Origin of the sequence: Eubacterium ventriosum (genome assembly GCF_025150745.1) — a bacterium.
GTDB lineage: Bacteria > Bacillota > Clostridia > Lachnospirales > Lachnospiraceae > Eubacterium_G > Eubacterium_G ventriosum.
In genome coordinates, this window is sequence record NZ_CP102282.1 from 53,563 (window position 1) to 65,615 (window position 12,053).

The 12,053-nt window shown below is 35.6% G+C and carries 6 protein-coding genes; all 6 read right to left on the bottom strand.

From position 1 onward, the window contains the following. Positions 1-13: 13 nt before the first annotated feature. The 6 genes from NQ558_RS00235 to NQ558_RS00260 all read right to left on the bottom strand — a co-directional run bounded on the left by NQ558_RS00235 (position 14) and on the right by NQ558_RS00260 (position 11,999). Positions 14-1,042: a SpoIID/LytB domain-containing protein gene (locus tag NQ558_RS00235; protein WP_005359996.1), complete on the bottom strand. Its 1,029-nt coding sequence runs from the start codon at positions 1,040-1,042 to the stop codon at positions 14-16. A 171-nt stretch (positions 1,043-1,213) separates the two neighbouring features. Then, the gene (locus tag NQ558_RS00240) at positions 1,214-3,694 is read right to left on the bottom strand and encodes a glycogen/starch/alpha-glucan phosphorylase (RefSeq protein ID WP_005359994.1); all 2,481 of its coding nucleotides are present in this window, start codon (positions 3,692-3,694) and stop codon (positions 1,214-1,216) included. Between the two features lie 97 nt (positions 3,695-3,791). Further along, complete coding sequence (gene ileS, locus NQ558_RS00245) at positions 3,792-6,950, bottom strand: isoleucine--tRNA ligase (protein ID WP_005359992.1); 3,159 nt, start codon at positions 6,948-6,950, stop codon at positions 3,792-3,794. Between the two features lie 676 nt (positions 6,951-7,626). After that, positions 7,627-8,985 (bottom strand): DNA repair protein RadA, encoded by a 1,359-nt coding sequence (gene radA, locus NQ558_RS00250; protein WP_005359987.1) that lies wholly within the window; start codon positions 8,983-8,985, stop codon positions 7,627-7,629. A 57-nt stretch (positions 8,986-9,042) separates the two neighbouring features. Further along, positions 9,043-9,456: a hypothetical protein gene (locus NQ558_RS00255; RefSeq protein ID WP_005359985.1), complete on the bottom strand. Its 414-nt coding sequence runs from the start codon at positions 9,454-9,456 to the stop codon at positions 9,043-9,045. A 77-nt stretch (positions 9,457-9,533) separates the two neighbouring features. Next, a complete protein-coding gene (locus NQ558_RS00260; protein ID WP_040446213.1) occupies positions 9,534-11,999 on the bottom strand; it encodes an ATP-dependent Clp protease ATP-binding subunit in 2,466 nt (821 codons plus the stop codon). Between the last annotated feature and the right edge of the window lie 54 nt (positions 12,000-12,053).

Genomic DNA, 12,053 nt, shown 5'->3' on the forward strand with positions numbered 1-12,053 from the left:
AAAAAAATTAATTTTAATATTCCACAATTTTCCCATCATAGAAAGTGCTAAGAATCTCCTGCCATGGCTTGCCATGACCTGCAAGGTATCTGGCATAGCTTATACTCATTCCAAAACCGTGACCGTTGCCTTTAGTTGTAATTCTTATTCCCTTTTCATATTCTTCTATGCTCATATCTGTAGAATTAAGACCGAGGGCTTTTGAAAAATCATCTGCCAGAACAACAGTATCCCCCATTCTTATTTTTAAAGCATAGCCTTCTTTGTCTTTTTCAACAGTTATCAGATTAATAATTTCCTTCTTATCTTTTATATTTTTTAGAATTTCCTTCCCATCTTTAAATACAACAATGCCATTAGCTGACAGTTTTTCCTTAAACTCATTAACCGTTAAATACCTTGTGCAAAGATATTCCTTCTCCTTTATGTCATTCTGGCATATAACACTTTTTAGATAACTATATTCCTTTCCAATAATTTCCTCCCCTAACCTGGTTTTCCCATTACTTATATTATGAAACAGTGGCAAAATAGTCTCCCCCTGTTTCTTTATTATTTTTCCTTTTGTTTTATCTACTATTCTTTTAATTTTTTTATTTTTCTCATTATATATTTTATAAGAACCTATACCTGTAAAATATGCAGCCATTCCTTTGGGGCTTTTAATGTTTTCCCTGCAAAAATCCTGAAATCTGCTGTTTTTTAACTCCCCATAATTTCTATATTCCATTCCCAAATCTGAAGCTGCTATTTGAGCTTTGTCCTTCATTTTGTACAAAATATAAGTTCTAATAATAACAGACTTAGCTTTCAAAAGCTCCTCCGGCTCACTTTCGTCCATCTGCGCCATAAGAACGTAAGATATGAAGTTCTCCATATCCATTTCAAAGCTGTAGTTTTTATTATCCACTAATATTGTTTTCCCTGAGGGCTTAGCCTTAGATATTTTGTTTCCGTTTACAAGAACACATACACTACCTATAACTAACGGGAAAAAAATCGAAAATAATATTAGCATAATAAACTTTTTTCTATCTGTCATTTGGTTATTCCTAAAAATCCCTTATACTAACTTATTTTTCAAAAATCATTTATATGATTGTAGTGCATACAAAAACCCCAAAAAACCAGACATTACATTCTAACTTTTTGGGGTTTCATTTTAATTATATTTGATTATATCTATTGTGACACTTTCACAATTTTCTGTAATCTATACGTCCATTTTAACTTTTACTTTTTCAAGATGCCAAATATCCTGTACGTATTCTTCGATTGTTCTGTCAGATGTAAACTTACCAACATTAGCTACATTTAACATAGCTGACTTAGCCCAGCCTTCTTCGTTTCTGTAAGCTTCTTCAACTCTCTTCTGAGCTGCTGCATATGACTTGAAATCTTTAAGAATAAAGTATCTGTCAGCAACATCTGTTTCCTGAGTGTTAAGTAATGAGTTGTAAATTGGTCTGAATCTTTCAGGATCATCTGGAGAATAGAATCCGTTAATCAACTGCATAAGAACTTTTCTAATGTCCATATCTGAATTGAAAATATCCATTGGATTATATCCGCCATTGTTTTCGTAGTTAATAACTTCATCTGAAGATAAACCAAAGATAAATGCATTTTCTTCGCCAACTTCATCAACTATTTCTACGTTAGCACCATCCATTGTTCCAAGTGTCAAAGCACCATTTAACATAAACTTCATATTACCTGTACCTGAAGCTTCTTTTGATGCTGTTGAAATCTGTTCTGAAACATCTGCTGCCGCAAAAATGATTTCAGCATTTGATACACGGTAGTTTTCAATAAATACAACTTTAATCTTTCCATTAATTGATTCATCATTGTTAATTACATCAGCAACGCTATTGATTAACTTGATTGTAAGCTTAGCAATCTTGTAACCTGCTGCTGCTTTTGCACCAAAGATAAATGTTCTTGGATAAAATTCCATTTCAGGATGTTCCTTAATCTGGTTGTATAAATACATTACATGTAAAATATTTAATAACTGACGCTTATATTCATGAAGTCTCTTAACCTGAACATCAAAAATCGAACGTGGGTCTACATCAATACCATTATGTTCTTTAATGTATTTTGCAAGACGTACTTTGTTCTGATATTTAATATTCATAAATTCAGCCTGAGCTTTCTTGTCATCTGCGTATACTTCTATTCCCTTAATCTTTGGAAGGTCTGTAATCCAGTCATCTCCAACCTTTCCTGTAACCCATTCTGAAAGAAGTGGATTAGCATGGAGAAGGAATCTTCTCTGTGTAATACCGTTAGTCTTATTGTTAAACTTCTCCGGCATCATTTCATAGAAATCTTTTAATTCCTGATGTTTTAAAATTTCTGTATGAAGTTTTGCTACACCGTTAACTGAGAAACCTGCACAAATTGCAAGATGAGCCATCTTAACCTGACCATCATAGATAATTGCCATCTTAGCAACTTTATCATGATTTCCAGGGTATTTGTTTTCGATTTCAATACAAAATCTTCTGTTGATTTCTTCAATAATCTGGTAACATCTTGGAAGTAATCTTGAGAATAATTCAATTGGCCATTTTTCAAGAGCTTCGCTCATGATTGTATGGTTAGTGTATGCGCATGCATGTGTTGTAATGTCCCAAGCTTCATCCCATTCTAAGTTATATTCATCCATTAATAATCTCATAAGTTCTGCAACTGTAAGTGTTGGATGAGTATCGTTCATCTGGAATACTACCTTTTCAGGTAATTTTCTAATATCATCATGATTCTTTAAGTATTTCTTAATTGCTGTCTGTAAACTTGCTGAAACAAAGAAATACTGCTGTTTTAATCTTAATTCCTTACCTGCATAATGATTGTCATTAGGATAAAGAACTTCTGTAATAGTCTTTGCAAGATTCTCCTGTTCAACTGCAGCCATATATGAACCCTTGTCAAATTCATCAAGATTAAAGTGTACTACAGGTTCAGCGTCCCAAATTCTTAATGTATTAACTACGTTGTTTCCGTAACCAACGATTGGCATATCATATGGAATAGCATTAACTGACTGGTAGCCTTCCTGAATAAAATAATTACGTCCGTCTCTGTTTTCTACTCTTACATATCCGCCAAACTTAACTTCACAAGCATATTCTTCACGCTTGATTTCTAATGGATTAGCATGTCTTAACCAGTCTTCAGGTATTTCTTTCTGATATCCGTTTTCAATCTTCTGCTGGAACATACCGTATTTGTATCTGATACCACATCCATAAGCCGGATAGTTAAGTGTTGACAAACTATCTAAGAAACATGCTGCCAATCTACCAAGACCACCATTACCTAAAGCTGCATCAGGTTCCTGATCTTCGATTACATTAAGATCAAGTCCTAATTCTTCAATAGCCTCCTTGATTTCATCTCTGCTTGAAAGATTGATAATCATATTTCCAAGAGCACGGCCCATAAGAAATTCCATTGATAAATAGTATACAATCTTAGCATCCTTCTCATCATATGCTTTCTGAGTTGCTATCCACTGATCGATCACAATATCCTTTACTGCATAAGCAACACATACAAACTTATGTCTGTCACTTATTTCATCAAGGCTTTTTCTGTAAAGCATTTTAGCCTGTTCTTTCACACGCTTCTTGAATTCTGCCTTGAATTCTTCATGCTTTTCCATACCTTCGTTCTTAGCCATATTAAATCTCCTTTTTTATGCTATTAGAGAGAAACAATGACAGGCATTGCTTCTCTCTTTTTAATAAATTTTATAGCCAAATATTTCAAGTCAAATTCTAAAGAGCTTTTTCTACACCAAAAGTTACCTTTTCACCGTTAATATTCCACTCTTTTTCATACCCGTTTATTTTACCAAATATGACATTATCTGCCAACACTTCAGACTTAATTTCGTCAAGATTGTTCTCAATTATAGCTTTTATTGTATCGTTTTTATCCACATTTACCACAATTTTGTCCATTACCTGGAAATCAGCTTCTTTTCTCATTGTCTGAATCTTACTGATTATTTCTCTAACAAATCCTTCTTCAATAAGTTCATCTGAAAGTTTTGTATCAAGTACTACAGTAATATTATTATCGCTTTCTGATACATATCCCTCAACCTGAGCCATATCAATAAGTAAATCTTCTTTTTCAAGAACTACTTCGTTGCCGTCAAAATCGAATGTTAAAGGTTCTCCGGCATTAATCTTATCCATAGCTGCATTTCCGTCTAATGATGATAATGCTTCTTTAATCTTGCCTAAGAATTTACCATATTTAGGTCCAACTGTTCTAAGCTGTGGCTTAAATGAATATGAAGTAAATGCTCTTACATCATCTGTAAACTCAACTTCCTTAACATTTAATTCTTCTTCAATGATTTCTTTGTAGAAATCAGATAATTCAAATTCTGCCTTAACGAACATCTTTCCAATTGGCTGTCTATTCTTAATTGCAGATGCATTTCTACATGCACGACCAAGTACTACAATATCAAGTACTCTTTCCATGTTTTCTTCCAATTCTTTGTCAATGTAAGATTCATTAACTTCTGGGAAGTCACATAAATGAATACTTTCAGGTGCTGTTTCATCTACGCTTCTTACGATATTCTGATAAATATCTTCTGTCATAAATGGAATCATTGGTGCAGCAGCCTTTGATACTGTAACAAGTGCTTTATATAATGTCATGTAAGCATTAATCTTATCCTGTGGCATGTCTTTTGCCCAGAAACGTTCTCTTGAACGTCTTACATACCAGTTACTCATATCATCTACAAAATCATCTAATGCTCTTGCAGCTTCAGGGATTCTGTAGTTACCAAGGTTTTCATCTACTGCCTTAACCATAGAGTTAAGTTTTGATAATAACCATTTATCCATAACACTTAATTTATCATAATCAAGTGTGTATTTTGTTGGGTCAAACTGATCAATTTCAGCATATAAGACATAGAACGCATATGTGTTCCAAAGTGTTCCCATAAACTTACGCTGTCCTTCCTGAACTGCTTTACCATGGAAACGGTTTGGAAGCCATGGAGCTGAGTTAGTGTAGAAATACCATCTGATGGCATCGGCACCGTACTGTCCTAATGCTTCAAAAGGATCTACTGCGTTACCCTTTGACTTACTCATCTTCTGTCCGTTTTCGTCCTGAACATGACCAAGTACGATTACGTTCTTGTATGGAGCCTTATCAAACAATAATGTTGATTCAGCCATTAATGAATAGAACCATCCTCTTGTCTGGTCAACAGCTTCTGAGATAAAATCTGCAGGGAACTGTTTTTCAAATAAATCTTTATTTTCAAATGGATAATGATGCTGTGCAAATGGCATTGCTCCTGAGTCGAACCAGCAGTCAATAACTTCAGGTACTCTCTTCATTGTGCCACCACACTCTTTACACTTAAATGTTACCTCATCAATGTAAGGTCTGTGTAATTCAACCTTAGCATTATCAGGATTTCCACTTCTTTCTGCTAATTCTGCACGGCTGCCAATTGATTCCTGACATCCGCAATCGCAACATTCCCAGATATTAAGTGGTGTACCCCAATAACGGTTTCTTGAAATACCCCAATCCTGTACATTTTCAAGCCAGTTTCCAAAACGTCCTTCACCGATTGATTTTGGAATCCAGTTTACAGTGTTATTATTTGCAACAAGTTTATCCTTAACTTCTGTCATCTTAATAAACCATGATTCTCTTGCATAATAGATTAATGGTGTATCACATCTCCAGCAATGTGGATAATCATGTTCAAACTTAGGTGCATCAAATAACTGTCCTCTCTTGTCAAGGTCTACTAATACCTTAGGATCAGCATCCTTTACAAATAAACCTGCATAAGGTGTGTCTTCTGTAAGTTCACCCTTGTCATTTACAAGCTGTACAAAAGGAAGGTCATAGTTACGTCCTACATTAGCATCATCTTCACCGAAAGCAGGAGCAATATGAACAATACCTGTACCATCACTCATAGTAACGTATGTGTCACATGTTACAAAGAAACCTTTCTTTCTCTGCTTATCAGCAATAGCCTTTGCACATTCATATAATGGTTCATATTCTTTATATTCAAGGTCAGCACCCTTCATTGTTTCTAATACTTCATAAGCTTTTTCGTCTTCTGTTGCAAGCTTTCCTAATACTGTGTCAAGTAAAGCTTCTGCCATATAATAAGTATATCCGTCAGCTGCTTTAACCTTGCAGTATGTGTCATTAGGGTTAACACAAAGAGCTACGTTAGATGGAAGAGTCCAAGGTGTTGTTGTCCATGCAAGGAAATATGCATCTTCACCAACAACTTTAAATCTTACGATAGCTGAACGTTCCTTAACTGCCTTGTATCCCTGTGCAACTTCCTGTGATGAAAGAGGTGTTCCACATCTTGGGCAATAAGGTACAATCTTAAAACCTTTGTATAATAATTTCTTATCCCAGATAGTCTTTAAAGCCCACCATTCAGATTCAATAAAATTATCATCATAAGTTACATATGGGTTCTCCATATCTGCCCAGAAACCAACTGTTCCTGAGAAGTCTTCCCACATTCCCTTGTATTTCCATACAGATTCCTTACATTTCTTAATGAAAGGTTCCATACCGTATTCTTCAATCTGTTCTTTTCCATTTAAACCTAATAATTTTTCTACTTCAAGTTCTACAGGAAGTCCGTGTGTGTCCCATCCTGCCTTTCTTGGAACCATATATCCCTTCATTGTTCTGTATCTAGGGATCATATCTTTAATTACACGTGTTAATACGTGTCCGATATGTGGTTTTCCGTTAGCTGTTGGAGGTCCATCATAAAAAGTATATGTTGGTCCTTCTTTTCTATTTTCCATACTTTTTTCAAAGATGTGATTGTCATCCCAGAATTTTTCTGTTTCTTTTTCTCTGTCAACAAAGTTCAAATTGGTTGATACCTTCTTGTACATTTCAATCTCCTTTCTTTTTTGTCATCAGATGTTTGCGAAAATAATGTATTCCCGGTATGCGACAGATTTTTCTGCAAGCAAACACGTTAATTTTCTTATTTTGCTCCGCCGCCTATGGTACAGCGAAAAACTAAACTCGCTCCGCTTGGACAGTAGTTTTATCGCTGTACACTATGCTCGCAAAATTACGAAAATTTGCCTATTGTTTGCTTGCAGAAAAATCTGTCGCATATCCTATCTGCATTGTTTTCGAAAACATCCAATGATATCTGTGTATTTATTTTATTGTGCGTCCACTATGGAGCACTTTTTATTTAGTGTGTAAACACTAAATAAAAAGGCTCCCGCCCTGTAAAGGACGAAAGCCTGTATTTTCGTTAACCACCTTTTACAGCATACGCAGGATTTCTCCTTTAATATGTGTTCCCTTTAACGGTGGATACCGTCAGCGCCTACTAAACTTTATACGTTCTTTGGGCTGCAACTCCAGAGTGATGTTCATATACCTGCTACTTGTATTCGGCTTCCACCTTATCCGAACTCTCTATAACGTTCACTATGCATTATTTATGCAAGGCAACTACTGTCTCTATCAACGCTTTTATTATTTTATTGTCCTTTTGGACTTTTTCTTACTTTGTTATTCTAATCTAACAAATATCAGTTGTCAACTTTTTTAAATAAGTTCTTCAGCTTCTTTTATATTATTTACCCCAATTATATTGATTCCAGTGATTTCTGTAAGATTTTTCTTGGATACAGCAGGCATTATGCACGTTGTAAAACCAAGTTTCTTAGCTTCCTGTACTCTTTTGTCTGCCTGTGATACCGCTCTTACTTCTCCTGCAAGCCCTACTTCACCGAAAACTATTGTCTTTGGGTCTATTACTCTGTTCTTAAAGCTACTGATTAATGCCATTACTAATGCAAGGTCTAATGCCGGTTCATTGATTTTCATTCCACCTGCTATATTAACATATGCATCATAATCGCACATCTGAACTCCAATTCTTTTTTCGATAACTGCCATTAAAAGATTAACTCTGTTATAGTCTGTTCCCACCGCCGTTCGTCTCGGCATTCCAAAGTTGGTGTGGGATATTAATGCCTGTATTTCTACAAGAATCGGTCTTGTTCCTTCCATTAAACATGCCACAACTGAACCTGAAGCATCCTCAGGTCTTCCATCTAACATAAATTCTGACGGATTTAATACTTCCCTAAGTCCTTCTGAACTCATTTCAAATACTCCAATTTCATTAGTTGAACCAAAACGGTTCTTAACTCCTCGGATTATTCTATATGCTGCATGTCTGTCACCTTCAAAATATAAAACCGTGTCAACCATATGTTCCAAAACCCTAGGTCCTGCAACAACCCCTTCTTTGGTTACGTGACCTACAATAAATATTGGAATGGTATTACCCTTAGCTAACTGCATAAGAAAGTTAGTTGACTCCCTAACCTGACTTACACTGCCTGGAGCTGAGCCTATATCCTCTCTTAGCATAGTCTGTATTGAGTCTATTACTACTGCATCAGGTTTTGTTTCTAAAATAACTGACTCTATTATATCAAGGCTTGTCTCTGACAAAAGACTTAAATTATCGGAAAACTGTCCCATTCTGTTTGCTCTAAGCTTAATCTGCTTAAGGGATTCTTCTCCTGAAATATATAAAATCTTCTTGCCATTATTTGACATATTTCTACATACCTGAAGAAGTAATGTGGACTTTCCTATTCCCGGATCGCCGCCTACAAGTATTAGCCCGCCGGGAACTACTCCCCCTCCTAATACTCTGTCCAGTTCTCCAAAACCTGTTGTGATTCTCTCCTCATCATCTGCCGTAACCTGATTTATTGTTACCGGTTTATTATTAATTAATCCCCTTCTAATGTTATTGTTGGTCTTTGCCCCCATCGGTTCTTCTACAAAAGTTCCTACCTCTTTACATCCCGGACACTGTCCTAACCATTTACTTGACTCGTAACCGCACTCTTTGCAAAAGAAAACCGTCTTTTTTGATTTTGCCATGGCTCTCCTATTTTGTTTTGTAGCTTTATTTTATATCTTAATTTAAAATCTTACTTATTATGCTGTTACAACTTTTACAGTAGTAAGATTTCCGTTTTCTAAATCTACATCTAATGTAATCTTTCCGCCAACGTCTGTCTTAGATACTCCAAGGTCTCTGTCTCCAACAAAAACTCTGTATTCCTTGTTAGATTCTAATTCTAATGTAATCTGTGTCTGACCTTTTCCGTCTACGAAAAAGCTTACTTCATCTGCTGTTTCCTTAAAAACGCTTACTGCTGTTCCCGGAATTGATTCATAAACAAAAGTTCCGTTCTTTTCAAGTTTTGTAATTTCCTTAAATGTTTTTACTTTATATAAATCTCCATTAACTTCAAAGTCTGCTAACTTTGTTTTCTGTGGTAATTCATAATTACCGAAGCTGATTGAACCATTATTTTCTTTTCTGATTAATTCCTTAATTACTGCCATTTTGTCCTCCTGTTATTAAATCATCTAATGTGACTTTATCTATTTTTTTTGGTAGTTCTAGTATAATACATTTTAAACTATTCTGCCACAGAAAAAGTTACGGATTTGTTCTTATATGACACTGTAACTTTATCTCCCTGCTTAACTTTTTCTGCAAGTATTTCCTCTGCCAGATTGTCTTCTATTTTGTTCTGAATCATCCTTCTTAAAGGTCTTGCACCATACTTCTTATCGTAGCTTTCCTTTGCAAGGGCACTCTTCAGTGTTTCAGTATATTTAAGCTCAATATTCATCTGTTCCTTAACCTGTTTTGCAAGATTTCTAAGCATAATGTTAACTATGCTCTTTACTTCTTTTTCAGTTAAAGCATGGAATACTATAATTTCATCAATTCGATTAATAAACTCAGGTTTAAACATTAACTTAACTTCTTCCATAACACTTGCTTTCATCTTTTCATAATCCTGCTTCTCTGTTATGTCTCTGCTAAAACCTAAATGTTTAGGGTCTATTATTCTGTTTGCTCCTGCATTTGATGTCATAATAATAATTGTATTTTTAAAGCTAACTTTTCTACCCTTTGAATCTGTAATCTGGCCGTCATCAAGAACCTGTAACAATATGTTAAACACATCAGGATGAGCTTTTTCGATTTCATCAAAAAGAACTACTGAATATGGATTTCTTCTAACCTTATCACTAAGCTGTCCGCCTTCTTCATATCCAACATATCCCGGAGGTGAACCAATAAGTTTTGATACACTGTGTTTTTCCATATATTCTGACATATCAACACGAATCATTGCATCTTCTGAACCGAAAACTGCTTCTGCCAATGTTTTTGAAAGTTCTGTTTTTCCTACACCTGTAGGTCCCAAAAACAGAAATGAACCAATTGGTCTATTGGCACTTTTTAGTCCCACTCTTCCTCTTCGTACAGCCTTTGCCACGGCAGTTACAGCTTCTGTCTGGCCTACAACACGCTTATGCAATATTGATTCTAACTTTAATAATCTCTGCTGTTCGTTCTTTCCCATTTTTGTTACCGGGATTCCTGTCCACATTGATACTATTTCTTCTATTGTATTTTCATCAATAACAGGTCTGTATTCTTTCTCTGTTCCCTGCCACTTTGCAATAGCCTTATCAAGAGCTGTCTGTGCTTTGTCTAAATCCTTTTTGCGCACTGCTGCTCCCTTGAAATCTCCGTGTCTTACGCACATTTCAAGTTCAAGATTTAATTCAGCTACATCAAGTTCTTTATTTGTTACTGACTTTGGCTTTGGTTTTTCCTTAATTCTTACTTTTGAACATGCCTCATCTATTAAGTCAATTGCCTTGTCCGGAAGATTTCTGTCATTAATATATCTTGTTGAAAGTTTTACTGCAGCTTCCACTGCTTCATCTGAAATATTAACCTTGTGAAATTCTTCATAAGCACTTTTTAATCCATGCAAAATCTCAATAGTCTGGGCTTCTGTAGGCTCCTCAACAGTAACCGGCTGAAATCTTCTCTCAAGGGCTGCATCTTTTTCAAAATACTTTCTGTATTCTGCAATTGTTGTTGCCCCTATAACCTGGAGACGTCCTTTTGTTAATGATGGTTTCAAAATATTTGAGGCATCCATTGAACCTTCTGCGCCACCGGCACCGATAATTGTATGAATTTCATCAATAAAAAGAATAATGTTTCCTGAATTTTCAACTTCATCCATTATTCTTTTTAATCTTTCCTCAAACTCGCCCCTATATTTTGAGCCTGCAACAGTACCTGAAAGATCAAGACTTATTAATCTTTTTCCTTCCATTGTTTCAGGAACAAGTCCTTGTACAATCTTCTGGGCTATTGCCTCAACTATTGCTGTCTTACCAACACCCGGCTCTCCTATAAGACAAGGATTATTCTTTGTTCTTCTGCTTAAAATCTGAATAATTCTTCTTATTTCAACATCTCTTCCAACTACAGGGTCAAGCTGACCTGCCTTTGCTGCCTTAGTCAAATCTCTTCCGAACTGGTCTAATGTTGGTGTTGCAGAAACGTTGTCATCTCTTTGACGCTTTTCTGTCTGGATGTACTGTCTTATCTCTCTTGGATCTCTATTTGTAAGTTTTAAAATATCTGCACAAATCTTTTTAATATTTACCCGAAAACTTGTAAGAATACAATGTGCCTCACAATCAGGATCTGCAACTATGGCAAGAAGAATATGCTCTGTTCCAATCTGAGGCAATCCCTGTTTTGACGCCTCTACATAAGCTCTTTCCAATATTGCCTTGGCCCTTGCTGTTGTTTCCAGATTTCTGCTTCTGGACCTTGTACGCACTCTGCCTTCTATTCCCATGTCCTCACTAATGGCTTTCATTATATCTGCATAAACAAGATTATAGTTATACAAAATATTTGCTGCCACACCTTCTGATACTTTGGAAATGCCTGCCAATAAATGTTCCGTGCCGATATAATTCATACCAAAACTTATAGCCACTTCTTTAGCATATTCCATAGCTTCAATAGCCTGTCTGGTAAAATTACCTCTTTCCATTACCTTTCCTCCATATTTTTCTGCTAACATACCCCAGACCGAAGTCTGGGGTAT

Excerpts from the sequence above, each read along its gene's own strand:
- radA (WP_005359987.1), bottom strand. The coding sequence starts at position 8,985 with ATGGCAAAATCAAAAAAGACGGTTTTCTTTTGCAAAGAGTGCGGTTAC.
- NQ558_RS00240 (WP_005359994.1), bottom strand. The coding sequence starts at position 3,694 with ATGGCTAAGAACGAAGGTATGGAAAAGCATGAAGAATTCAAGGCAGAA.
- NQ558_RS00255 (WP_005359985.1), bottom strand. The coding sequence starts at position 9,456 with ATGGCAGTAATTAAGGAATTAATCAGAAAAGAAAATAATGGTTCAATC.
- NQ558_RS00235 (WP_005359996.1), bottom strand. The coding sequence starts at position 1,042 with ATGACAGATAGAAAAAAGTTTATTATGCTAATATTATTTTCGATTTTT.
- NQ558_RS00260 (WP_040446213.1), bottom strand. The coding sequence starts at position 11,999 with ATGGAAAGAGGTAATTTTACCAGACAGGCTATTGAAGCTATGGAATAT.
- ileS (WP_005359992.1), bottom strand. The coding sequence starts at position 6,950 with ATGTACAAGAAGGTATCAACCAATTTGAACTTTGTTGACAGAGAAAAA.